The organism is Humibacter ginsenosidimutans, from assembly GCF_007859675.1.
Taxonomy (GTDB): Bacteria; Actinomycetota; Actinomycetes; order Actinomycetales; family Microbacteriaceae; genus Humibacter; species Humibacter ginsenosidimutans.
Genome location: NZ_CP042305.1, coordinates 2,124,203 through 2,149,144 on the forward strand (window position 1 = coordinate 2,124,203; position 24,942 = coordinate 2,149,144).

Annotated in this window: 15 protein-coding genes; 1 reads left to right on the forward strand and 14 read right to left on the reverse strand. The window is 68.7% G+C overall.

The features are described 5' to 3' along the window. Positions 1-60: 60 nt before the first annotated feature. From FPZ11_RS09815 to FPZ11_RS09840, 6 genes are all read right to left on the reverse strand, one after another. Complete coding sequence (locus FPZ11_RS09815; protein ID WP_146320467.1) at positions 61-4,557, reverse strand: type VII secretion EssC family protein; 4,497 nt, start codon at positions 4,555-4,557, stop codon at positions 61-63. Between the two features lie 437 nt (positions 4,558-4,994). Continuing rightward, entirely contained in the window at positions 4,995-5,918 is a 924-nt protein-coding gene (locus FPZ11_RS09820; RefSeq protein ID WP_146320469.1) for an endonuclease domain-containing protein, read from the reverse strand. A 262-nt stretch (positions 5,919-6,180) separates the two neighbouring features. Continuing rightward, positions 6,181-6,999 carry an ABC transporter permease gene (locus tag FPZ11_RS09825; RefSeq protein ID WP_146320471.1) on the reverse strand — a complete coding sequence of 273 codons (819 nt, stop codon included), beginning with the start codon at positions 6,997-6,999 and terminating at the stop codon, positions 6,181-6,183. Beyond that, complete coding sequence (locus tag FPZ11_RS09830) at positions 6,996-8,051, reverse strand: ATP-binding cassette domain-containing protein (protein WP_146320473.1); 1,056 nt, start codon at positions 8,049-8,051, stop codon at positions 6,996-6,998. Before FPZ11_RS09830 ends, FPZ11_RS09825 begins: the two co-directional genes overlap by 4 nt. A 94-nt stretch (positions 8,052-8,145) precedes the next feature. Beyond that, positions 8,146-9,120, reverse strand: a complete 975-nt coding sequence (locus tag FPZ11_RS09835) for a permease prefix domain 1-containing protein (protein ID WP_146320475.1) — start codon at positions 9,118-9,120, stop codon at positions 8,146-8,148. A 1-nt stretch (position 9,121) separates the two neighbouring features. Beyond that, the gene (locus FPZ11_RS09840) at positions 9,122-9,562 is read right to left on the reverse strand and encodes a PadR family transcriptional regulator (RefSeq protein WP_146320477.1); all 441 of its coding nucleotides are present in this window, start codon (positions 9,560-9,562) and stop codon (positions 9,122-9,124) included. Between the two features lie 255 nt (positions 9,563-9,817). On the opposite strand from FPZ11_RS09840, the gene FPZ11_RS09845 reads away from it, so the two are divergent. Further along, positions 9,818-10,864, forward strand: coding sequence for a hypothetical protein (locus FPZ11_RS09845; protein ID WP_146320479.1), 1,047 nt, complete (start codon positions 9,818-9,820; stop codon positions 10,862-10,864). Positions 10,865-10,879: 15 nt separating this feature from the next. Here the strand turns inward: FPZ11_RS09845 and FPZ11_RS09850 are convergent, their stop codons facing one another. The 8 genes from FPZ11_RS09850 to FPZ11_RS09885 all read right to left on the reverse strand — a co-directional run bounded on the left by FPZ11_RS09850 (position 10,880) and on the right by FPZ11_RS09885 (position 24,878). Next, positions 10,880-11,377: a DUF6121 family protein gene (locus tag FPZ11_RS09850; RefSeq protein ID WP_168203786.1), complete on the reverse strand. Its 498-nt coding sequence runs from the start codon at positions 11,375-11,377 to the stop codon at positions 10,880-10,882. 91 nt (positions 11,378-11,468) lie between these two features. Continuing rightward, entirely contained in the window at positions 11,469-12,521 is a 1,053-nt protein-coding gene (locus FPZ11_RS09855; RefSeq protein WP_146320482.1) for a hypothetical protein, read from the reverse strand. A gap of 350 nt (positions 12,522-12,871) precedes the next feature. Then, entirely contained in the window at positions 12,872-16,753 is a 3,882-nt protein-coding gene (rpoC, locus tag FPZ11_RS09860; protein WP_146320484.1) for a DNA-directed RNA polymerase subunit beta', read from the reverse strand. Between the two features lie 44 nt (positions 16,754-16,797). Then, positions 16,798-20,325, reverse strand: coding sequence for a DNA-directed RNA polymerase subunit beta (gene rpoB / locus FPZ11_RS09865; RefSeq protein ID WP_146320486.1), 3,528 nt, complete (start codon positions 20,323-20,325; stop codon positions 16,798-16,800). 504 nt (positions 20,326-20,829) lie between these two features. Beyond that, positions 20,830-21,702, reverse strand: coding sequence for an endonuclease domain-containing protein (locus tag FPZ11_RS09870; protein ID WP_146320488.1), 873 nt, complete (start codon positions 21,700-21,702; stop codon positions 20,830-20,832). Between the two features lie 224 nt (positions 21,703-21,926). Then, positions 21,927-22,865: a response regulator transcription factor gene (locus tag FPZ11_RS09875; RefSeq protein WP_146320490.1), complete on the reverse strand. Its 939-nt coding sequence runs from the start codon at positions 22,863-22,865 to the stop codon at positions 21,927-21,929. Between the two features lie 13 nt (positions 22,866-22,878). Beyond that, the gene (locus tag FPZ11_RS09880) at positions 22,879-24,285 is read right to left on the reverse strand and encodes a sensor histidine kinase (protein ID WP_146320492.1); all 1,407 of its coding nucleotides are present in this window, start codon (positions 24,283-24,285) and stop codon (positions 22,879-22,881) included. 38 nt (positions 24,286-24,323) lie between these two features. Next, positions 24,324-24,878 (reverse strand): hypothetical protein, encoded by a 555-nt coding sequence (locus tag FPZ11_RS09885; RefSeq protein ID WP_246846171.1) that lies wholly within the window; start codon positions 24,876-24,878, stop codon positions 24,324-24,326. Between the last annotated feature and the right edge of the window lie 64 nt (positions 24,879-24,942).

The following is a 24,942-nucleotide window of genomic DNA, read 5'->3' on the forward strand; positions in this document are numbered from 1 at the left end:
AGTATCCGCAGCCCGCTGCGCTCCGCGATGGGGAGCACTCCCCATGTCTGCTCCGCGCGCTCATGGCAGCGGGACCTGCACACGCTCGAACGTGCCCTTCGCGATGTACATGCCTCGACCGGGCGGGAACTCACTGCGTGCGAAACGGGGCAACGGGGTCTTGAGCAGAAGGTCGCCCTCCATGCTCTCCGGCTGCAGCAGCAGGCCGCGGCGCCCGTTCTTGACCTCGGCCATGAGACCCCAGCTGGAACCCCAGCCGCTGGTCTCGCCCTCCGCGAGCAGGAAGTGCGAACTGCGGCGCACGGCCTTGATGAGCTCGACGAGCGGCGCATCCGCCGTGGATTGGAGGAAGTCGCCGATCGACTCGATGAAGATGCCGAAGCGGTCGGCGGAGCCGACATCGGTGACGGCGCCGAGCAGGTCCTTCGCGATGCCGCCGACCTCTTCGACGGTGGTGGCGACATCCGCCCACGGATAGGCGCGCACGAGCGGCGAGCGCGCATTGCCCAGGTAGTAGAGCTGGAACCCCGGGTCGAAGCGATGCAGCGCCTGCGCGACCGAGAGGAAGGCCGTGCTCCGCCCGCTCGCAGGCGGCCCCGCGAGCACCATGGTGCCCGTCGGATCGAAGCCCACCGGTTCGAGATCCTGCTCGCCGATGCCCAGCACCGGAAAGTCGTTCACGCGATCGGGCAGCGTGGACTGCGCGTACTCGGTGGGCATCGAGCCGATCGCCGGCGGCGTCGTGACGCCGGCGCGTGCCATCGCCTCCGCGAGTTTGCCGACCTTCGCCGACTGCTCGGAGACGCTCGAGGTGCCGCCCAGCACCGCGATCTGGGTCTCCATGCCGTCGACGATCGCCCGGCCGGGAGGCGAGGATGCCGACAGCACGTCGCCGGGGGCATCCAGCAGGCTGTAACCGTCGTCGGCCAGGCGCAGCACCACCTTGCGCTGCACGCTCGAGCCGACCGCGCCCGGAACGGCGCCCGCACGGTCGGCCGTGAAGGCGACGTGCATGCCCAGCTGACGGCCGTCGGTGAGCACGTCGCGGAACGTCTCGTAGGAAGGCGCCCGGTTGGCCGCCACCTCGAAGTCTTCGCGGAAGCTCGGGAAACCGTCGAGCAGGAGCAGGATGCGCGGCTCGTCCGGACGCCCGGCGAGTTGGCGGTACTCGGTGATGTTCGACGCGTTGGCCTCGGCGAAGCGCGGGGCGCGGTCGTCGAGCTGGGCGCGCAGCATGCGGAACAGACGAACGACGCGCTCGATGTCGTCGCCCTTGATCACGGCGCCGACGTGCGGAAGCTGATCGAGCATGCGGAGGCTTCCCGCACCGAAGTCGAGCGCATACACCCACACCGGGCCACCGCGCGGAGTGATCGCCGCCGAGCAGGCCAGCGTGCGCAGCACCGACGACTTGCCGGAACCGCCGGTGCCGTAGATGGCGATGTTGCCGTCGACGTCGGGCTCGAAGTAGACCGGCACCTGCTCCTGTCGCTCCGGCACGTCCGCGACCCCGAGCAGAAGCTCGGCGTCGGTGCGCTGGCGCAGCATGCTGAGGTCGTATGCCGTCGCGAGCTCGTCGAGCCATGGACGACGCGGCGACGGGATGCCCGCAACCTGCTGCGCCCCCACCATGGCCGTCACCAGTCGCTGCTGGTCGGTCGGGCCGAGGTCGCGCTTGAGGTCGACATCCTGCTCCCCGCCTCCCGGTTCCTCCCAGCGCACCTCGCCGCCGAAGCGCAGCTCGGCGACCTCGATGCCCGCGCGCTCGGGCTCGCGGCTCGTCCAGCCGCCCGCGTACCCGGACTGGAAGAGCGTGAGCCGACCGGGACCGGTCTTCGCGACGCCGCGACCGGGGATGCCCGGATCGAAGTGCGCGGCCTCCTTGGTGCCCACCACATCGTCGGAGTCGGACTCGTCGGCCATGCGCAGCGCGACCCGGAGGTTGGTGTTGGCGCGCAGGTTGTCTTTGATGACGCCGGCCGGCCGCTGCGTGGCCATGATCAGGTGGATGCCCAGCGAGCGTCCGCGCTGCGCGATGTCGACGACGCCGTCGACGAACTCGGGCACCTCGCCGACGAGAGCCGCGAACTCGTCGATGACGAGCACGAGAGCCGGCGGGCTGTCCGGGTCGCCGCGCTTCTCGAGCTCGAGCAGATCCTTCGCCTTCTTGCGGTTCAGCAGGTGCTCGCGGTGGTGCAGCTCGGCGCGCAGGCTGGTGAGCGCGCGCCGCACCAGGTGCGGGCTCAGGTCAGTGACCAGGCCGACGCAGTGCGGCAGGCTGACGCAGTCGGCGAACGCCGAACCGCCCTTGTAGTCGACGAACAGGAACGTCACGCGGTCGGGGCTGTACTCGGCCGCCATGCCGAGCACCCACGCCTGCAGGAACTCCGACTTGCCGGCACCCGTCGTGCCGCCGACGAGGGCGTGCGGGCCCTGCGCACGCAGGTCGAGATGCATGACGTCGACACCGCCGGAGCCGATGGTGGCGCGCAGCGTGCCGACCCTGCGCGGCGTCAGCGGTCCGCCGCTGCGATCGTGGATCGAGTTGTTCTGCCGCCAGCGGTCGACGACCGCGTCGCTGGTCTCCGCGAGCTCGTGGCCGAGCAGCGTGACCATCGAGACGCTGCGCGGCAGGTCGGACGAGTCGGCGACGAGTGCGCTCGCGTCGATCACAGCGGCCATGCGGCGCGCGAACTCCAGTGCCTGCCTTCCGTCGACGGTCTCGGTGGCGACGTTCTCGATGGTCTCGCCGAGGCGCACGAAGCCCACCCGGCCGCGGCCGGGCTCGTCGCCGAGTTCGAGATAGGTGCGGCAGACGGCCGGGAGGGAGGGAACGTCGTTGGCGATCCAGATGGGGTAGACACCGGCATCCGCTGCCCGCTCCGCCACCTGCACCAGGCGCGCGCGGTCGACCGCTGCGTCGTCGGAGATGAGCACGACGACGGCGGGGATGGGCGACTTCGTGCCCGTCGCGCCCGCGTCTTTGCCGACGTCGGCGCCGCGTTCGAGCGCTGCTGAGTCGACCTGGATGGCGCCGCGGCGCTGCACGGACCGGTTGTCGGCGAGCCTGGCGTCGATGAGGCCCTCGAGCGCGGAGAGCAGGTTCGTGCCGCTGGCCGCGCTGTCGGCCAGATGTCCGGTCTCGATCGGCGACTGCGGGCTGGAGGTGTGCGGAATCCACTTCAGCCACTCGAGCTCCTGCGACCAGCGCGGCGACACGATCGCCGCGACTGCGAGCTCGGCCGGGGAGTGCAGCGCCGTCAGCTGCGCCATGATCGAGTTCAGGCTGCCGATGGCCTGCTGCGGCGACCCCGCGATGCCCAGCGCGCCGGAGTCGAAGAGGTTGTCGATGATCGGAACATCGTCGATGTTCTTGTGCTTCTCGACAACCTCGTCGAGCCGTTCCTGGTAGGCCTTGAGGATCTCGCCTCGACCGCCCTGCTTGATCGTGTTGCGGCTGGCCATGGCGCCCACGCCGAGACGCACGTTGAGGAACGACCAGTGCTCCGGGCGTCTCGTCCACAGCAGAGGACCTCGGTAGACGGCCTGGGCGAGGGCATCCTCGGTCGACGGCGATTCCTTGGCGCGCGTGTCGTGTTCGGTGGTGCGCTCGGATGCGAGTTCCTCGGCGAGGCTCTCGAGTCGCTCGTCGAACTCCGCGATCGACTTCTTGAGGCGGCGCTTGTCACGGGCCTTCGCGGTCATGGAGTTGCCGACCATCATCAGCGGCGACATCAGCACGAACAGCAGCGACGTGGCCTGCCCCGAGACCGCGAACATGACGCCGCCCATGAGGATGGGCGCGATCATGGCGAGCAGGGGGAAGGGCATCGGCTCCTTCTTGGTCGGCACCTCGGGGGCACCGAACTCCTGCCCTGCGTAGCGCGCCTCCACCTTCGGCGAGCGGTTGAAGAAGACCGGGCCCGCCTTGGGCGCCACTCCGGCGAGCGCCTGCCGGTCGGTGATGGTGAGGCGCACCTCAGACCCGCCGATGAGCAGCGTCTCCTCGCGCGTGACGCGCAGACGCGGCACGATGCCGCCGTCGACGACGATGCCGTTGGCGCTGCCCAGGTCGATCACCTCGACGGCATCGGATGCCTCGAACCGCACGTGCCGCTTCGAGACGAGCTTGTCGTGCAGCACGATGTCGCACCCGGGGTCGCGGCCGAGCACCGTGGTGCCGAGCGTGATCGGGAACTCGCTGCCGGCATCCGGGCCGCTCAGCACCGTGAGCGTGGCCACCTGGGCACCGCGGCCGAGGCTCTTCGGCTGGTAGTGCAGGCCGGAATCGGCGAGCTGCACCATGGCGCCGCTGGCGATCCACGCCTCGCCGACCGGGGCGTCGGGGGGCAGCAGCACCCACTCGGTCTGGCCGGGCAGCGCGGCGTGCAGTGTGAGAGACGACGGGGTGGCGGCATAGGCGTCTGCGCCGTTCGCCGTGGGGTCGAGCCGCTGGACCGCGGCGGCGATCTCGGAAATGCTGGCGGCGGCATCCGCGGTGACGACGATGTCGGCGGGCTGACCCGACGGTCGGTTGAGCGTCAGCTTGAGGCGCATGGGCGGGGGACTCCTGAACGGGACCGGCGCGGAGCCTGCATCGCTGGCATCCGGCGTCGCGGGAGCGGCGGCCGCGACCCACCCACCCTATCGGGGCACGGTGTCGCCATCAGACAGCGTGGTCTTCCCGGTCGCCGCGGCGCTCGCGCGCAGCGCGCCCTGCGCCCTGCGCCCGCGGCACCCGCGGCGGCGCCCTCCCCCATTCCGCTGTCCCTTCGTGTCGGGTCTTCGAGTCTGAGGCGACACGAAGGGACAGCGGAACCCGGGGGGGTGTGCAGGGCGGAGCACGAGGCTGTCACTCCTCGACTCCGCTGTCCCTTGTGGTCGCATTCGCCTTCGGAAGCGACACGAAGGGACAGCGGAAGGCCGCGACGTCGCGAGGCGCCCCGGCGCCATGACACTGCGACGGTGCTACGCGAGAGGGCAGCGGGCGACGGCTACGCCAGTCGACGGTCTCGCGCCGCGCGCACGCGGCGCACGAGCTCGCCCGGCGCCCTGAACAGCAGACGACTGTCGACCCGGATCACGTGCCAGCCCAGCGCCGCAAGCGCTTCGAGGCGATCGATGTCTCTGCTCCACTGCTGCCGGTCGGTGCGATGGTGGTCGCCGTCGTACTCGATCGCGATCTTCAGCTCGGGGTACGCCATGTCAAGACAGGCGACGAATGTTCCGTACTCGTCGAAAACGTCGTAGTCGAGCACGGGCTCCGGCAGGCCGTTGTCGACGAGTGTGAGGCGCGTCCACGCCTCCGGACGCGACGCGGCGCCGGTGCGCACCCTGGGAAGCGCAGTGCGCAGCGCCTCGACGCCCACTCGTCTGCCCGCGGCGACGGATGCCTTCAGTTCCGCCACCGAGGCCAACGGCTCGGTGCGCGCGTCCGGCGGGAAGGGGAAACCGGCGGGCATGCGGGGAACGCGCACGACGGCATCCGCTGCAGCGACCACGTCGTAGTGATGGGTCAGAACCGCACCGAGACTCGCCCAGGTGGATGCCGGGCTCGAGACCCGAAGACCCGTCGCCGGATGCCTCGTCACCGTCACGCGCCCCGCCCTCGCCTGATGCGCGGAGACGTTCGGCCGCTTGGACGCCCGATGCGGCGCGAGAACGCTGACGTGGAGTTCGTCAGGGACGACGAGTGCATGCGGGATCGGGATGCCCCAGATGACGGCGGCCGTGACGTGGCTGAAGAACTCGTGCTGCGTCATGCAGCAGGCGTAGTCGTGGGCGCTCTCGAGGATGCTCGACTCTGCGACGCTCCATGCGATGCCGCCCGGCTCGTTCGAGGGTGTGGCCGGCGCCGGGCCGGCGTCCGCCGCTCTGCGCACACCCCGGAAGGGGATCTCGAGGTCGGCGGCGCGCATCCGCCGGGGTGATACGCCGGCCGCCCGGCCGTCCCGAACGGAGAACGATCGCGCGAGTGCCGGCGGAAGCTCTGACGGACGCATGCCGACAGGATGCCGTGGGGGCGGGCATCCACCGCCGCGGTTGTCCACCGGGGCGGCCCCGCCGCAGGTTCCGCTGTCCCGTCGTGTCGCCTCCGCGCCGCCCGAGCGACACCATGGGACAGCGGAACGGGATGGGGTGGGGCGGCGCCCGACGCGGGCGCGGCAGCAGCGGTGCGCGTTACAGGCTGCGCTGGTAGCCGCGCAGGGCGCGCACCGACCACACGAACGCGAGCACGGCCAGGACGACGAGACCGCCGACGTGCAACAGCGCAGAGGCATCCGTGGTTCCCGCGAGCGTGGTGCGCGCGAGATCGACCGCCCACGTCATGGGGTTGTACGTCGACACGTTCTGCACCCACTGCGGCATGAGGGATGCCGGCATCATGGTCGTCGACAAGAAGGTCACCGGCAGCACCACGATCTGCGAGATGCCGATGAGCGCGACCTGATTGCGGGCGGTGAGCGCCGCGGCGGTCGACAGCGAGCAGAAGATGGTCGCGAGCAGCAGCGCGGCGAGCAGCGCGAGTGCCATTCCGCCGACGCCGCCCGGGTACGTCGCTCCGCCGAGCCAGCCGATGAACAGCACCACGATCGACTGCGCGAGGCAGATGAGCAGCTGCTGAACGAGCTGTCCCGTGATGATCGCGCTGCGTGCGACGGGTGCGGTGAGCAGCTGGTCCATGACGCCGGACTTCATGTCGTCGATGTAGCCGGTGCCCGCCCACGCGCCGCTGTAGAGCACGGTCATCATGAGCACACCGGGCACGAGGAACGTGACGTAGCCTGCATCGCCGAACCCCGGCAGAGTGCTCAGCGATGAGAACACCTGGCCGAAGAGCAGGATCCACACGATGGGCTGCACCAGAGAGAACGCGGCGCCCCACACCTGCCTGCGCACGTTGATGAGCCAGCGCAGCGTGATCTGCCCGGTCTGGGTGAGCCATGCAGCGCGCACGGGATGCGACGGAACGGTCTGGGTGAGTGCTGTGGCGGTCATGCCGCTTCCCCCTTCTGGGTGGGACCGGTGTGGTCCGGGTCGGATGCTGCGGCTGCCTCGGAAGCGGAGGCATCCGCTCGCTCGAACGAACGCCCCGCGTAGTGCAGGTACACATCGTCGAGACTCGGTCGCGACGCCGACACCGCGCCGAAGACGACGCCGGCGGCCTCGAGCGCGGCGATCGTCGGCGCGACCGCCGCGGAGGCGTCGCCGGTGCGCGCGACGAGCTGCCCCGCCGTGCCCTGCGTCTCGACGACAACGTCACGCAGACCCGGCACGGATGCCGCGGCCCGGCGCACCCGCTCCACGTCGGGTTCCACGAGCGAGACGCGCACGGTGTCGCCGCCAAGGGACGCCTTGAGCTCGTCCGGGCTGCCGCCGACCACCCTCGTGCCGTGGTCGATGATCATCACGTCGTCGGCGAGACGATCGGCCTCGTCCAGATAGTGCGTGGTGAGGATGACCGTGATCGCGCGCTCAGCGGACAGCCGACGGATCTCGCCCCACATCGCGGCGCGCGCCTCGGGGTCGAGCCCCGTCGTCGGCTCGTCGAGGAAGAGCACGCGAGGGGCGTGCACGAGGGCGGCGGCGACATCCAACCGCCTTCGCATGCCGCCGGAGAACTTGCCCACCGGGCGATCGGCGGTGTCGGCGAGACCGAACTCCGTCAGGAGCGCGGTGGCGCGCGAGCGGACGTCCGACGCAGGCATGCCGCGCAGGCGCCCGGCGAGCATGAGGTTCTCGGTGCCGGTGAGCAGTGGGTCCGTGCTGGCACCCTGCGAGACGTAGCCGATGTGCTGCCTCACCTCAGCGGGGCGGCGCACCACGTCGATGCCGTCGATGAATGCCGTGCCACCGGTCGGCCGGCTGAGCGTGGTGAGGATCTTCGTGGTCGTCGACTTGCCCGCCCCGTTGGGACCGAGCATGGCGAACACGATGCCGGCCGGCACCTGGAATGTGAGGCCGCGCAGAGCGTGCACGGGGGCGCGGTGCGGACCGCGATAGGTCTTGGCGAGGCCGACGACGTCGACCGCGCGCGTGTTTTCAGGCATGGCGAAGCATCCCTTCCGTTCGATGTGTGTTGTGACGAAGAGTGGTGTGGCGGGGGACGCTCACCGAGGGGAGGTCCCCGATGTTGTCTGTTGCTCAGCGCTCCGAGTCGTCGCTGTGGCCGAACAGCATGCGCGCGAGCAGGAGCAGCATGGCCGCGAGTCCGCCGACGAACGCGACGGGCGCCCACCACCAGCCGACCGTGAAGACGAGCACGGCGATGATCACGAAGGTGACGATCCAGATGACGGCGCTGTAGATGCCGAAGCGCGCGGCGACCTCGGGATGCTCGTCGAACCGGTTCGGCGGCATCGTGTCGCGGGCGACACGGGTCCACGCCTTGTGCCGATTCGTCTGGGAGGCGCCGAGGAACGCGTAGAGGATGATCGAGGCGATCACGCCGAGCGCGGCGAACACGACGCACCAGATCGGCAGCGCCTGCAGCCCCACGAGCCCGGCGAAGCCGAGCCCGAAGAGAGCGAGCAGGCTGGCGGCGCCATAGCCCGCCGCCCTGTACTGCGGCATGGGGTGGTTCGTTGTCGTCTCCTGCTGCAGCGAGTCGCTCACCAGCAGTCCGAGCCCGGTGGATGCCACGCCCAGCGCGAGGATGATCGGCCCGGCCACCAGAGGGAGCACGCCCGTGGCGCCCAGAGTGGCGACCGTCACCCCGGCGACGATCATCACCGCCCACACGACGACGCGCACCACGAACCCGGGTTTCGGGCGCACCCGGTTGCGCAGCGCGAGCGCCGCGTAGCCGTACGGGGATGCGGTGCGACCTGCGCCGGACCGTGCCGGGTCGCCCCGGCCCGCTGATCCGGACGCTCCTGCAGCAGAGCCCGGGCCCGTCACGTCAGCGAGGTCGTCGGGGTCGTCGAGCAGCTCGCGCACATCGCCGAGCTCGGCGATGGCCCGCCTGGCGGCCTCCCCCGGCGCGACGCCGGATGCCTCGAGGTCATCGGCCCTTGCCACCAGGTTCGCCCGCACCTCTTCTTTCAGGTCCTGGGCCTCTGGAGTCATCTCGACGCCGGCGAACGCCTCGTCGAGCAGACGGTGGATGTCGGGGTTCATGTCAGCGTTCCTTCGCGTCGAGCAGGGAGTCGATGATGCGGCGCGTGGCGATCCATGCGGCCACGTTGGACGTGTAGACGGCACGTCCGGCGTCGGTGATGCGGTAGTACTTGCGGCGGCCGCCCTGGGTCTCGTCGCCCCAGTACGGTTCGATGAGCCCGTCTTTGGTGAGACGACGGAAGCTCGCGTAGAGCGTGGCCTCCTTGATCTCGTACTCACCGCCCGCCGCCTCGCGGATCGCCTTGTGGATCTCGTAGCCGTAGTTGTCGCCGCGACGCAGCACACCGAGCACGATCGTGTCGGTGTGGCCGCGCAGCAGGTCCGCCGCGAAGGCGCCGGAGGCTCCGGCTCCGTCGCGTGCGGTGTCGGGGATGCCCGCGCCCGCGCGCCCGGCGTTCCCGCCGTCCGCACCGTGGGCATCCGCGTTCGAGTTGACTGCCATGTCAAGTACTATACGTGATCAAGTACTCGTGTAGCAAGGCTTCTTGAAATTCGCCGTTCCCCTGGAGCCCTGCCGCGCTCTATGCTGGCGACCGCGACGCCACCAGCTTCCGTGTGACGTCAGCACGACGCACGGGAGCCATGAATGAGTGATGCCGGATACCCCTCGCCCTTTTCGCCGCAGCCGACAGGGTCGCCGCAGCCGACGGGAACGACGACGCGGCGCCGATCGCGGGCCCGATGGTACGTGTCGGCAGTGGCGGCCGTACTGGCCCTCGTGCTGAGCGTGACGGCGGGCATCCTCGGTGTCGGCTCGGTCGTGCGCAGCGTCGACGACGTTCGCGCGTCGGTCGCCGCTGCGGCGCTGTATCGAACCGCCCTGACGAATTCCCTGGCCTCCGACGCGAACGACCTGGCTGCCAGTGCCACCGTCTCGTGGAACCAGGGGCGCTGCGGATTCGAACAGGATCAAGAGGCTGCTCAGCAGCAGATGACGTGCACCTCGCTCGCTCAGGACGACGATGGCGCGCCGTATCTGATCAAGGACCGCTATCTCTACACCGTGGGCGACGGCAAGGCGGAGTCGTACTACAAGGTGCTCGACGTCACCGCGGCGAAGGACTCCTCACTGACCACCTCGGACATCAGGTCGGGTTACCGGTACGTGCTGGGCAAGTGGGACAGGTACTACTCCGCGAAGGCGGATGCCGACTGGCTCGGCATGGGTGCGCGCAACCTGTCTCAGGAGGGGCCGATGGGCATCCTCGCCGGTGTGCAGCACATCTTTCAGGCCTCCTACTTCGACGAGTCGCTGTCGGCGCACGACAGGGCCTCGTATCTGAAAGCTCTGACTGCCGCGCACCCGTTCCGGGTGAAGGGCGTGACGCAGCATGTGAGGTACCAGGGCATCGATGACGTGACGCGGTTGACCGTGACCGTCACCCGCGCCGCGTATCACGCGTTCGATCAGCGACTCGCCTCGACGTTGTCATCGTCGGTGCACTACTCGGCCGACTCCACGTCGTTCGACGACTCGGTCTTCGGGCGCACCGGAGTGCTCACCGCGCAGATCTACCTCGACGCCAACACCCGCATCGTCGGCGTGGCCACCACCATGCCGTTGGCCGCGCCGGTGCCGGAGAAGGTCTACGGAACGACGATGTCGACGGTGCGCACCTCGTTCACCACACTGTACGGGCAGAGCAATGAGCTCACGGTTCCTGCGGACTCGAAGACCATCTCCGATCAGGCGTGGAGCAAGGCTCTCGATCAGGGCATGGGAAGCGGCTTCGGCGGGGCCTGACGCCGGCACGAGCCGTCAGTCGTCGCGCTTCTCCCACGGCCACCGCGGCCGGCCGCGCTGCTCCCGCCGCGAGGCGAGCACGATCATTTCCAGCAGCACGACGACGAGGGAGAGGATGCCCGCCGCCGCCGCGAACGGCCCGATCAGCTGCTCGACGAGGAACGGCAGAAACCGGTAGGGGTTCGAGACGCCCACGACGATGCCGGCGCCGGCCGCGTATCCCACGTACGAACCGAGCGCGAGAAGCAGCGCCGTTCCGATCGCGACCTCGTGCCCGCGGTCGCGGCCGCGACGATCGACGGGCCGCCGGAGCGCGCGAACCAGCAACCCCGTGAAGACCACGGCCGTGGCGACCGCGCACGCGACGGGGCCGGCGAAGGCACCGGCATCCGGGTCGTCGATCACATCGCGCTCGAGCAGCAGGCTCAGCACGCCGAGCGCCGCGATGAGCATGGCGAGATAGAGCGCCGTCGCGAAGGCGGCGATGGCTGCGGCGTAGCGGCGGAAGTCCATGGGTTTCACGTTGTGCGGAGACGGGAGGCTGCCGCGGCGAGCGTCGGGCCTCGCCCGCACCTCACCAGGCTACGACGAGGGGACGGCCCGATCAGGCGTTCTGTCCGGCCGCCATCGAACGGTCGTACTCGCGCTGCGCCTCGAGATTGCGGGCGCGAACACGCCGCCCGCGGGCGGCGATCCACGCGCCGAACCACATCGCCACCTCGCGTGCCACGATCGCCGAGGCGATCGTGAGCGGATGGGCCCACAGCGTGCCGATGAACTGATTCGCCTGATCGAGGCTGAGCGTCCACGCCTTGACCGTGAGCAGCGCGCCGCCGATATAGCCGAAGTAGACGATGACGCCCACGAAGAACGAGCCGAGCACGTAGGCCCACCAGCCGCCGCGGTTCACGATGGCGATGAGCAGGGCGTACGCGAGGAAGAAGATCACGACCGGCACCCAGAAGCCGGCCGTCGGCAGGTAGTGCTCCCACGTGTTCATGACCGTGCCCGGCGCATGCAACGCGAAGAGGTAGAACAGTCCGAGCACGACGGCGGCGAAGACCACGGCGAAGGCCAGCGTGGCGACCACCCCGACGAGGATGCCCATCAGCCGATTGCCCTTGCCCTTCGGCGGCGTCGGCGCTGTCACGTACACGGGCACGGGCTGCACGGGAGCTGCGGTCGCTGCGCCCGTGTCGACATCCGCGTCCGCGCCCGTCCCGGCCATGGATGCTGCGCCGGCGGCGGCAACGCCCGTCGCGTATGACTCTCGCTCCGGTTCCCCTTCGGACGCCGATTCGGTGATGGCGTCGGCCGCCGCTCCCGGCGCCTCGACAGCCGGTTCCGGCTCGCCCTCGTCGACCGGCACCTCGTCGATGCGGTGCGGCTGATCGGCGAAGATCGGCGCCGTGCCCGATGCGCCGCCCGCGGCATGTGCCGACGCCGCCACCGGCGGCACGTCGGCCTCGTCGAGGTCGGCGTCATCGGTGTCGAGGTCGGCATCGGCAGTGTCAGCGGCGACCGTCTCCTCGTGTGCGGTCGTCTCGACGGTGTCGACGGGCGTCCCGGTGAAGGCATCCTCGTTCTCATCGCCGACGGCATCCGTGGCGTCGGTCTCGTCGGGTCCGCCCGCGGACTGCGGAGTCTCGTTGCTCATGGTGCCCCTTCCGACAGGCGGCGCGCACGGCGCGCTCGGTGGTGCCCAGACAGTCGTCGTCACGCTAACAGGGGGTGCCCGGCGCCGGGATGAGGCGCACCGCGGCATGGCCGCTCGTCGTGCGCCCAGACGGCGAGGAGCCCCGCGCCGGGTTGTGGCGCGGGGCTCCTCGGGTGTGGGGGGGGTAGCGGCAGTTATATCGCCGCTTCGCGGCTCATGACTTCAATCGGTCGGAGGGAGCGAGCGAAGCTCGCGCTGTTCCTGCCTCAATCAGTTATGTCGCCGCTGGCGCGGCTCATAACTTCCATCGGCTCGGCCGAGCGAGCAAGCTCGCTCGGCTCTCGCCTCAGTCAGTTATAAGTCCCCGGGGTGTAGTCGTCCGAGCTGAAGCTGTCGAAGTCGACGAAGCTCAGGTCGTTCTCGTTGAACACGGTGTCGTCGGTGAAGATGCGGTTCGGGTAACGCTCCGCCTTCGCCTCCTCCGTGGCCTCCACCGACACGTTGCGGTAGCGGGTCAGACCCGTACCGGCCGGGATCAGCTTTCCGATGATCACGTTCTCCTTGAGACCGATCAGCGGGTCGCGCTTGCCCTCCATGGCGGCCTGCGTGAGAACACGCGTGGTCTCCTGGAACGATGCGGCCGACAGCCACGACTCCGTCGCGAGCGAGGCCTTGGTGATACCCATGACCTCCTGGCGGGCGGATGCCGTCTTCTTGCCATCGGCGAGCGCGGCGCGGTTGATCTCGTTGTAGCGCGAACGGTCGACGAACTCGCCAGGCAGCAGCTCGGTCTCGCCGTGGTCGACCACGGTGACCTTGCGCAGCATCTGGCGAACGATGACCTCGATGTGCTTGTCGTGGATCGGCACACCCTGCGAGCGGTACACGCCCTGCACGCCGCCCACGAGGTGCTCCTGCACCGCGCGGATGCCGCGCACGCGCAGCACCTCCTTGGGGTCGACCGTGCCGACGATGAACTGCTGACCGAGCTCGACGTGGTCCCCGTCCTCCACCAGCAGCGTCGAACGCTTGAGCACCTGGTAGCGGTGCTCCTCGTCTCCGTTGTCGGGGGTGAGCACGACATAGCGCGCCTTCTCGGTGTCCTCGATGTGCACGCGACCGGCCGACTCGGCGATCGGGGAGGCACCCTTCGGGGTGCGCGCCTCGAACAGCTCCTGCACGCGGGGAAGACCCTGCGTGATGTCGTCGGCGGATGCCGAACCACCGGTGTGGAAGGTACGCATCGTCAGCTGCGTGCCCGGCTCGCCGATGGACTGCGCCGCGATGATGCCGACGGCCTCGCCGATGTCCACGAGCTTGCCCGTGGCCAGCGAACGGCCGTAGCACTGCGCGCACACGCCGACGGCGGACTCGCAGGTGAGCACCGAACGCACGCGGATGGTCTCGACGCCCGCCGCGATGAGCTTCTCGATCAGCACGTCGCCGACGTCCTGACCGGCCTCCGCCACGACGGTGCCCTTCTCGTCCACGACGTCGGTGGCCAGGGTGCGAGCGAACGAGGAGTTCTCCACGTTCTCGTCGCGCACCAGCTCACCCTCGGCGTTGCGAGCGGCGATCGCCAGGTCCAGACCCTTCGTCGTGCCGCAGTCGTCTTCGCGGATGATGACATCCTGCGAGACGTCCACCAGACGACGAGTGAGGTAACCGGAGTCTGCCGTACGAAGAGCGGTGTCGGCCAGACCCTTGCGGGCACCGTGCGTCGCGATGAAGTACTCGGCCACCGAGAGACCCTCGGAGTAGCTCGAGATGATCGGACGCGGGATGATCTCACCCTTCGGGTTGTTCACCAGACCGCGCATACCGGCGATGTTGCGCACCTGCAGCCAGTTACCACGAGCGCCGGAGGACACCATGCGGTTGATGGTGTTGTGCTCCGGGAAGTTCTCGCGCATGGCCTTGGCGACCTCGTCGGTGGCATCCGTCCAGATCTTGATGAGCTCCTGACGGCGCTCGGCCTCGGTGGTCAGACCCTTCTCGTACTCGCTCTGGACCTTCGCCGCCTTCTTCTCGTAGGAGGCGATGATCTCCTTCTTCGAGGGCGGGGTCACGATGTCGCTGAGCGCGACGGTGACGCCGGAGCGTGCTGCCCAGTAGAAACCGGCATCCTTGATGCGGTCCAGCGTGGCGGCGACCTCCACCTTCGGGTAGCGCTCGGCCAGATCGTTCACGATCGAGCTGAGCTTGCCCTTGTCGGCGACGTCCTCGACGAACGGGTAGTCCTCGGGGAGCGTCTCGTTGAAGATGGCGCGGCCGAGCGACGTCTCGCGCAGTGCGGTGCCGCCCTGCACGAAGCCCTCCGGGGCATCCTCTTCGGCCAGGTACAGGTTGTCGAGACGGATGCGCACCTTGGCGTTCAGGTCGAGCGAACCCTGGTCCTTGGCGAGGATCGCCTCGGACACCGACGCGAACGCGCGGCCCTCGCCTGTCGCACCCTCGCGGATGGTGGTGAGGTGGTGCAGACCGATGATCATGTCCTGTGCGGGCAGGGTCACCGGGCGGCCGTCGGACGGCTTCAGGATGTTGTTCGACGCGAGCATGAGGATGCGCGCCTCGGCCTGTGCCTCCACCGACAGCGGCAGGTGCACGGCCATCTGGTCACCGTCGAAGTCCGCGTTGAACGCAGCACACACGAGCGGGTGGAGCTGGATGGCCTTGCCCTCCACGAGCTGCGGCTCGAACGCCTGGATGCCCAGACGGTGCAGCGTGGGCGCACGGTTCAGCAGAACGGGGCGCTCGCGGATGATCTCCTCGAGCACGTCCCACACCTGCGGGTTCGCGCGCTCCACCATGCGCTTGGCGGCCTTGATGTTCTGCGCGTGCTGCAGGTCGATCAGACGCTTGATGACGAACGGCTTGAACAGCTCGAGCGCCATGTCCTTCGGAAGACCGCACTGGTGCAGCTTGAGCTGCGGGCCCACGATGATGACCGAACGGCCCGAGTAGTCCACGCGCTTGCCGAGCAGGTTCTGGCGGAAGCGACCCTGCTTTCCCTTGAGCATGTCGCTCAGGGACTTCAGGGCGCGGTTGCCGGTGCCCGTGACGGGACGGCCGCGGCGACCGTTGTCGAACAGCGCGTCGACGGCCTCCTGCAGCATGCGCTTCTCGTTGTTCACGATGATCTCGGGGGCACCGAGGTCGAGCAGACGACGAAGGCGGTTGTTGCGGTTGATCACGCGGCGGTACAGGTCGTTCAGGTCGCTCGTGGCGAAGCGGCCACCGTCGAGCTGCACCATCGGGCGCAGCTCCGGCGGGATGACCGGAACGACATCGAGCACCATGGCGGCCGGCGAGTTGCCGGTCTGCAGGAACGAGTTGACCACGCGCAGACGCTTGATGGCGCGGATCTTCTTCTGACCCTTGCCGTTGGCGATCTGGTCGTGCAGCAGCTCGGCCTCGGCCGTCAGGTCGAAGGCCTCGAGCCGCTTCTTGATCGACTCGGCACCCATGTAGGCCGTGAAGTACAGGCCGTAACGGTCGACGAGCTCGTTGAAGTCGGCATCCTCGGGCTTGAGGTCGCCGACCTTGAGCGTGCGGAACGACTCCCACACGCGCTCGAGCCGGGCGATGTCCTCGTCGAAGCCCTTGCGGATCTGCGACATCTCCTTCTCGGCGCCGTCGCGGGTGCGGCGCTTCTGGTCGGCCTTGGCGCCCTCCTCTTCCAGAGCAGCGAGGTCGCCCTCGAGCTTGGCGAGGCGGTCGGCCACGCGGGAGTCGCGCTGGTCGGTCAACGTCTTGATCTCGAGACGGAGCTCGTTCTCCAGGCCGGGCAGGTCGTCGTGACGACCCTGCTCATCCACGTCGATCACCATGTAGGCGGCGAAGTAGATGACCTTCTCCAGGTCCTTCGGAGCCATGTCGAGCAGGTAGCCCAGACGGCTCGGAACGCCCTTGAAGTACCAGATGTGCGTCACAGGGGCGGCGAGCTCGATGTGGCCCATGCGCTCGCGGCGCACGGAGGACTTGGTGACCTCCACGCCACAGCGCTCGCACACGATGCCCTTGAAGCGCACGCGCTTGTACTTGCCGCAGGCGCACTCCCAGTCGCGCGACGGCCCGAAGATCTGCTCACCGAACAGACCGTCCTTCTCGGGCTTCAGCGTGCGGTAGTTGATGGTCTCGGGCTTCTTGACCTCACCGTGGGACCAACGACGGATGTCGTCTGCCGTGGCCAGGCCGATACGAAGCTCGTCAAAAGTTGTTGCGTCGAGCAATTTCTCTCCTCGTAAGAAAGTTCGTCAGTAGGGTCTGGCTGGCTTCAGATCTCGTCGATCGACGAAGACTCGAAGTGGCTGGACAGGTTGATGCCGAGCTCCTCCGCCGCGCGGTAAGCCTCGTCGTCGGTGTCCCGAAGGCTCACCGGGGTGCCGTCGGCCGAGAGAACCTCGACGTTCAGGCACAGCGACTGCATTTCCTTGATGAGAACCTTGAAGGACTCCGGGATGCCCGGCTCCTGGATGTTCTCGCCCTTGACGATGGCCTCGTACACCTTCACGCGGCCCAGGATGTCGTCGGACTTGACGGTGAGCAGCTCCTGCAGCGCGTAGGCGGCGCCGTACGCCTCCAGGGCCCACACCTCCATCTCACCGAAGCGCTGACCACCGAACTGCGCCTTACCACCGAGCGGCTGCTGGGTGATCATCGAGTACGGACCGGTCGAACGCGCGTGGATCTTGTCGTCGACCAGGTGGTGCAGCTTGAGGATGTACATGTAGCCGACCGAGATGGGCTCCGGGAACGGCTCGCCGGAACGGCCGTCGAAGAGCTGCGTCTTGCCGGTGTGGTCGATCAGACGCTCGCCGTCGCGGTTCGGGGTCGTCGAGTCGAGCAGACCCGCGATCTCCTCCTCCAGCGCACCGTCGAACACCGGGGTCGCGACCTTGGTGTTCGGGGCGGCCTCACGGGCGACCTCGGGCAGTGCCTTGGCCCACGCCGGGTTGCCGTCGACCTTCCAGCCCTGCTTGGCGGCCCATCCGAGGTGGATCTCCAGCACCTGGCCGAAGTTCATGCGGCCGGGAACACCCAGCGGGTTCAGGATGACGTCGACCGGCGTGCCGTCCGCGAGGAACGGCATGTCCTCAACGGGCAGGATGCGCGAGATGACGCCCTTGTTGCCGTGACGGCCGGCGAGCTTGTCGCCCGCGGTGATCTTGCGCTTCTGGGCGATGAACACCACGACTCGCTGGTTCACACCGCTGCCGAGCTCGTCGTCGCCGTCGACCGCGTCGAACACCTTGACGCCGATGACCGTGCCCTCTTCGCCGTGCGGAACCTTCAGCGAGGTGTCGCGCACCTCACGGCTCTTCTCGTTGAAGATGGCGCGCAGCAGGCGCTCCTCGGCGCTCAGCTCGGTCTCGCCCTTCGGGGTGACCTTGCCGACGAGGATGTCGCCGGGGCGAACCTCTGCACCGATGCGGATGATGCCGCGCTCGTCGAGGTCGGCCAGCAGGTCCTGGCTGACGTTCGGCAGGTCGCGGGTGATCTCTTCCTTGCCCAGCTTGGTGTCGCGGGCATCCACCTCGTACTCCTCGATGTGGATCGAGGAGAGGGTGTCGTCCTTCACCAGGTTCTGGCTGAGGATGATCGCGTCCTCGTAGTTGTAGCCCTCCCACGGCATGAACGCCACGAGAAGGTTCTTGCCGAGCGCGAGCTCGCCGTTCTCGGTGGCCGGGCCATCCGCGATGACCTCGCCCGCCTCGATGCGCTCGCCCGCGTTGACGATCACGCGGTGGTTGTAGCTCGTGCCCTGGTTGGAGCGGTCGAACTTGCGCAGGTAGTAGGTCTGCGTTCCGCCCTCGTCGAGCTGGATGGTGACGGCGTCGGCCGAGACCTCGGCGACGACACCGGCCTTCTCGGCCGTGAGCACGTCGCCGGCGTCGATGGCTGCGTAGCCCTCCATGCCGGTACCGACGTTCGGAGACTCGCTGCGCACCAGCGGCACGGCCTGACGCTGCATGTTCGCACCCATGAGGGCGCGGTTCGCGTCGTCGTGCTCGAGGAACGGGATGAGCGAGGTGCCGACCGAGACCATCTGGCGCGGCGAGACATCCATGTACCCGATCAGGTCGGCCGGAACGAGGTCGACCTCGCCGCCCTTCTGACGGGCGAGCACGCGGTCTTCGGCGAAGTGGCCGTCGGCCTTCAGCGGCGCGTTGGCCTGGGCGACGATGAAGTCGTCCTCTTCGAACGCCGTGAGGTAGTCGATGTGGTCGGTGACCTTGCCCTTGACCACGCGGCGGTACGGCGTCTCGATGAAGCCGAACGAGTTGATGCGGGCGAAGGATGCCAGCGAGCCGATCAGACCGATGTTCGGGCCTTCAGGCGTCTCGATCGGGCACATGCGGCCGTAGTGCGACGGGTGAACGTCGCGCACCTCGACGCCTGCGCGGTCACGGGACAGACCACCGGGGCCGAGCGCCGACAGGCGGCGCTTGTGGGTCAGACCCGCGAGCGGGTTGTTCTGGTCCATGAACTGCGACAGCTGGCTCGTTCCGAAGAACTCCTTGATCGCGGCCACGACGGGGCGCACGTTGATCAGGGTCTGCGGCGTGATCGCCTCGATGTCCTGCGTGGTCATGCGCTCGCGCACCACGCGCTCCATGCGGCTGAGGCCGGTGCGCACCTGGTTCTGGATGAGCTCGCCGACCGCGCGGATGCGACGGTTTCCGAAGTGGTCGATGTCGTCGACGTCCAGGCGGATGTCCGCGGCCTTGCCGTTGCGCGTGCCGTCGATCGCGTAGACACCCTCACCGAGCTGCTTCACACCGGGAGCTGTCGGGTCGTGCAGAGCCACGATGTACTTGATGGTCTTGATGATGTCGGCGTTGGTCAGCACGGAGTCGGCCAGCGGGGCCTCGAGACCGAGCTTGCGGTTGATCTTGTACCTGCCGACCTTCGCGAGGTCGTAGCGCTTCGGGTTGAAGTAGTAGTTGTCGAGCAGCGCACGCGCGGCCTCTGCAGCGACCTGCTCACCCGGACGCAGCTTGCGGTAGATGTCCTTGAGCGCCTCCTCCTTGGTGAGGATGGTGTCCTTCTCGAGGGTCAGCTCGATGGACGTGAAGCCCTTGAACTCCTCGAGGATCTCCTCGCTCGTGAGGCCGAGGGCCTTGAGGAAGACGGTCACGGACTGCTTGCGCTTGCGATCGATGCGCACGCCCACCTGGTCGCGCTTGTCGATCTCGAACTCGAGCCATGCACCACGGCTCGGGATGATGCGCGCCGAGTAGATGTCCTTGTCGGAGGTCTTCTCCGGGGTGCGCTCGAAGTACACGCCGGGGCTGCGCACGAGCTGGGACACGACGACACGCTCGGTGCCGTTGATGATGAACGTGCCCTTCTCGGTCATCAGCGGGAAGTCACCCATGAACACCGTCTGGGTCTTGATCTCACCCGTGATGTGGTTCATGAACTCCGCCTCGACGTACAGCGGCGCGGAGTAGGTCTTGCCCTTCTCCTTGCACTCGTCGATGGAGTACTTCTTCTCCTCGAGGAAGGGGTTGGTGAAGCTCAGCTGCATGGTCTCGCCGAGGTCTTCGATCGGAGAGATCTCCTCGAAGATCTCCTCGAGACCTGAGTGGCTGGGCAGATCCTGACGCCCCTGAGCCTCGGCTTCTGCGACGCGAGCCTTCCACGCGTCGCTGCCGACCAGCCAGTCGAAGCTCTCCGTCTGCAGTGCGAGGAGGTCCGGAACTGTGAGGGTGTCGGTGATCTTGGCGAACGAGAGACGAGAGTGGTTTCGTCCGTTCTTGGGTGTGATGGTGGAAGATGCGTTGCGCGCAGCAGCCAAGGAAATAACCTCCATGGGGTCCCTGAGCGGGGACCACGGGTGACTGTCGGTCAGGTTGTGGTGTGGACGAGGACTCCCGCTACAGTGATGCCGTGCCGTTGTGCTCTATCTGACCGGATGCCGTCACCGCTGCTTCAGACTCTGCGAACAGAGGCCCTGAAATCAGGTGATCGGCGGCCCAGCCCATGCACACACCGGGGACACGCAGAGCCGACCGCAATATGAAGGCGTGAGTGTGGGAGCGCAAAGTACGAGTATATGCGCAAGAACACGCGCGTGTCCAGCGGATTCTTGACCTGAGACTCGTCTAGGGGTATAAGCGCAGCTTCGCGGCCCGTATTCCCGCGGGTTCGGCGCGCGGCGCGGCCGCTGCGCCGGCCGCCGACGTACACAATTCAGGTCCAGCCGGCCACCCACGCCCACGCCCTCCGGCATTCCGTGGTCTCAGCCTGAATTGTGTACCGGTCGGCGACCCAAGGAACAACGGTCGCCCGCTCAGACGAGTCAGTCGAGAACAACGCGTCGACCCGCGCCGCGGCGCAGATGACGGCGCTCGTGGATGACCGTGAGAATCGCCGCTTCCGCTCGTTCCCAGTGGTACAGCACGTGGTCATAGCGGAGACGGATCACGATGTACCCCATCGCGACCAGGGCAAGGTCGCGATCGTAATCTCGCTTCGAGGCGTAGCCATCGTGGAATCCGCTGCTGTCGCATTCGATGACGAGGCGGTCTCCGACCAGCAGATCGACAATGCCGACACCACCGATGCGTACCTGGCTCCGCACCCGAACGCCCAGGCGGCGCAGGCGGTCCCGCACCAGGGACTCGGTTCCCGACTGACTTGTCCCGTCGAGACGTGCAGCGAGCGAAGGCAGACAGGAGTCGACTTCTTCGCGGCGCAGGACGTTCCGATAGATCGCAGAGTCCGCCATGGCGATGACGTTCTCAGCGGGCTGGCAGATGCCGGCATCCATCAGCACGCGGCCGGCGATGACGATCGCCTGTCCGAACGCGCCCGCGACCGGCGACCAGTGCAGACAGATCGGCGTGCCATGGCGGTCCACGAGGACCCCTTCATCGTCGTGGGTGCGACGAAGCCGCGAGGCATTCGCGGGAACGGCGACGTGTAGCCGCCCATCGCCCATCGTCCACATTCGGTGATGAGGCGCAGCCGAGACGCTGGTGAGCGCGCCTCCGAGGTAGACCGCCTCGATGGCATCCTCATCGGCATCGCTGCGCGCGTACCATCCGCGGCGAATGCGGGCGAGCGCGCCGGTCTCGAGGGCCATCGCGATCTCGCGGCGCGTCGCGCCGGAACAAAATAGGTCCGCGATCGACACGACACCGAGATCGCCGGCTTCGAGATCGCTCTGCACGGGTTGACGATGCCCGAGCGAACGAGCCGCCGCGTCTGTCGGCCCTGAATTGTGGAAACCCGGCCATAGACCAGACTTGTGGAGGCGAAGTGTCCGCGTGCACAAATCAGGTGTGAGCGGCCTGCGGCGACCGCAGGACGAGCCGGCCGCGGATCGTCACCTGAATTGTGCACCTGAGCGGCGGGGCCGGCCGAACGGCGAGGCGAGCAGAACGGCGGGGCCGGCTACGACCGGGCGAGGGCGATCGCCTGGGCGCGGTCGCGCACCTGCAGCTTGGCGAACAGCGAGTTGATGTGCGTCTTCACGGTGGCGACGCTCACGAACAGAGATGCCGCGATCTCACCGTTGCTGCGACCCTCGGCCACCAGCGCGAGCACGTCCGCCTCCCGCGCCGTGAGCTGCGGATGCCGTGCGCGCAGCTCCGCGGCAGACGGCGCCGTTCGCGGAGCGAGGGGTGGGACACCGTCGCCGGACCGCGCCGGACCCGGCGTAGAGGGCGGAATGCTGTGGGCGGACGGCGAGCCCGGGGTGGTTCGTGGAGTGCTGTCGGCGGGTGCCGGAGGGTTGTGCCCTTCGACTCGCTGCGCTCGCTCAGGGAGCAGGGCGGGGGCCGACGTCGGCTCGAGAGCGCCGGGAGCGCCGGGAGCGTCGCGAGAATACGGCGCCCGCTCAGCGGGATCGGGCGAAGGAGACGACGGCGTCGGGCCGCCGGCGGCGGCCGAAGGAGACGTCAGCCCGCCGATGAGGCGGGCGCCGACGTCGCCGGAGAGCGTCGTCTGGCCGCGCGCGACCGAGCGCACCGCGGCGGCGACCTCGGCACGGGAGGCATCCTTCGTGAGGTACCCGCGGGCTCCGGCCCGCAGGGCGCCCATGATCGAGGCGTCATCGGCGTAGGTCGTGAGCACGAGCACGGCGGTACCCGGATGCTCGGCCACGATACGGGCGGTGGCCGCGGCGCCGTCGAGCACGGGCATCCTCAGGTCCATCAGCACGACGTCGGGCGCCGTCTCGGCGACCAGTCGGCATGCCTGTTCGCCGTCGGCCGCCTCGCCGACCACCTCGATGTCGGGCAGCAGATCGAGCACGGTCACGAGTCCGTCGCGCACGATCGCCTGGTCGTCGGCGACGAGCACGCGGATCGTCTCGGCTTCCGCCTCGGTCATCGCTCTCCTCCGGTCATCGCGGCACCGCCGCGCGCGCGTGCACCACGAACTCGTCGCCGTCGCGCCGTGCCGTCACCTGCGCAGCGGGCAGCTCGCCGAACCGTTCGGTCATGCCGACGAGTCCGCGCCCGCCGCCCGAGGTCGCGAGCGCATCCGTCGGCGATGCGTCGGGCACCGGGTTCGACACCGTCAGCTCGACGCCGTCGTCCGTCCAGGTCACGCGCACGGTCACCCGACGTCCCGGTGCGTGCTTGCGCGCGTTGCTCAACGACTCCTGCAGAGCGCGGCGCAGCGCCGTCGCGAGATCGGCCGGCACATCGCGCGGCGTGCCGAGCTGCTCGAAGTCGATGCGTCCGCCGAGCCGTTCGTGCGCGTCGATGAGGTCGATGAGCGCCGTCGCAAGGTCGGCCGAGCTCACGGATGCCACGGCATCCGGCTGCGCCCTCAGCGCCTCCACCGCACGTCGGGCCTCGGCCAGTCCCGAGGCCGCCATCGAACGGGCGTCGCCCAGCCGGGCGAGCGCGGCATCCGTCTTGCCCGCCTCGAGCTGCGCCTCGACGGCGTCGAGCTGGATGACGAGACCGCCGAGGCTGTGCGCCAGCACGTCGTGCATGTCCCTCGCGAGCGACTGCCTGGCGGCGAGCGTGGATGCCTTCGCCTGTTCCTCCCGCATCGTCGCGGTGCGCTGCGCCAGTTCCGCTGCAGCCTCCTGACGTGCCCGCGACTGCCGCCGGTTCACCCCGCCGAGCAACGCGACCATGACGGCGAACTCGATGGAGACCACGCCCTCGACGGTCACGCCCCGCTCCCCGTTCACCGCGGCGAGAAGAGGCGGGACTGCGACCAGGACCGCGGCGATCACCGCGAACGTCCAGACCAGCCAGCCGGGTTCGCGCGGCGAGGCTATCGAGATGATGCCCGCGATGACCGGAACGATCAGGAGACCGTTGGTGGGCCAGGCGACGACGCCTCCCGCCATGACCATCGCGAACAGGAGCACACGAATGGTGCTCCGCCACCGCGCCGGAACGGCGAGCACCGCAGCCCAGGCGAGCACCGAGACCGCGGCGACCGGTATGGTCCAGGCCGGCACCGCTCCGATCGACCACTGGCGCAGCAGGTAGCCGGTGACGGCGAGGATGCCGACGAGGCTCAGCGCGAGTCCGAAGCCGGTGCGGCGCATCGGGTGCTCGAGCGCGCCGTCGCCCATGCTCGTCACGACGGTCACCTCCCCCTCCGCGTCGCCCGACGCGGAGGATGCCGCGCGAGGCGTCGACGACGGATGCCGGAGCGCCGCGCGCGGCACGGCATCCGGGCTCCATCCTGCCGCATCGGGGGCTGCGAGTGCTGGGCCGCGCACGCCTCGGCCGGTCGAAGTCGGATCGTGCACGCGCGAGCGGCTCGAAGCGGCACCGGTCATGCGCGCCGCCCGAACCCCGAGCGGTCGGCGTCGGGCTGTCAGACCCGGGCCGGCGTCGTGACGCGACTGGCGCGGTACATGATGACCGCAACGCGGGCGATACGGTTCGCGGCGACCATGAGCAGGATCACCCCGGTGGAGGCGGCGAGCGCGGAGCCCGCCATACCGGCGAGCACGTCGATGCCGACACGCACCGCGATCAGCACGAGCCACAGCACCATGCCCAGCCACCCGGTGCGGGTCTCGAGGGTGACGGGGCTCGCGCTGGGCCGCTTGTCGTTCGCGTGCGCCTCCCGGTACAGGCGCACCCCGTCGTCGCTCAACGGCCGGATGATGGCGATCGCCCCCATGAGCGCGCCGAGCCCCACGGAGACGCCGAGCTCGATGAGCAGCACGGCCACGTCCACTCCGGTGAGGGCCTGCAGCTTCGTGGTACCGCTCAGAGTGGCGAGGCCGACGATGCCCAGAATGACGGGCAAGCGCCACATGCGACCTGGATCGATCGCCCGCCAGGTCAGCTGCCGGTAGCCCACGAAGACGACCACCGCCACGATGATGAGCGCGTTGCTGAGGAGCTGGATCGAGAGGGACACGGTGTTCCTTGTCTGAGAGCGGACGATGACAGGTGACTCACGCCGCGCGGTCCGACCGCGCACG

Bases quoted from the DNA above. Each gene is read 5' to 3' on its own strand.
- FPZ11_RS09815 (WP_146320467.1), bottom strand. From the start codon at position 4,557: ATGCGCCTCAAGCTGACGCTCAACCGACCGTCGGGTCAGCCCGCCGAC.
- FPZ11_RS09820 (WP_146320469.1), bottom strand. From the start codon at position 5,918: ATGCGCGCCGCCGACCTCGAGATCCCCTTCCGGGGTGTGCGCAGAGCG.
- FPZ11_RS09825 (WP_146320471.1), bottom strand. From the start codon at position 6,999: ATGACCGCCACAGCACTCACCCAGACCGTTCCGTCGCATCCCGTGCGC.
- FPZ11_RS09830 (WP_146320473.1), bottom strand. From the start codon at position 8,051: ATGCCTGAAAACACGCGCGCGGTCGACGTCGTCGGCCTCGCCAAGACC.
- FPZ11_RS09835 (WP_146320475.1), bottom strand. From the start codon at position 9,120: ATGAACCCCGACATCCACCGTCTGCTCGACGAGGCGTTCGCCGGCGTC.
- FPZ11_RS09840 (WP_146320477.1), bottom strand. From the start codon at position 9,562: ATGGCAGTCAACTCGAACGCGGATGCCCACGGTGCGGACGGCGGGAAC.
- FPZ11_RS09850 (WP_168203786.1), bottom strand. From the start codon at position 11,377: ATGGACTTCCGCCGCTACGCCGCAGCCATCGCCGCCTTCGCGACGGCG.
- FPZ11_RS09855 (WP_146320482.1), bottom strand. From the start codon at position 12,521: ATGAGCAACGAGACTCCGCAGTCCGCGGGCGGACCCGACGAGACCGAC.
- FPZ11_RS09875 (WP_146320490.1), bottom strand. From the start codon at position 22,865: ATGACCGAGGCGGAAGCCGAGACGATCCGCGTGCTCGTCGCCGACGAC.
- FPZ11_RS09880 (WP_146320492.1), bottom strand. From the start codon at position 24,285: ATGACCGGTGCCGCTTCGAGCCGCTCGCGCGTGCACGATCCGACTTCG.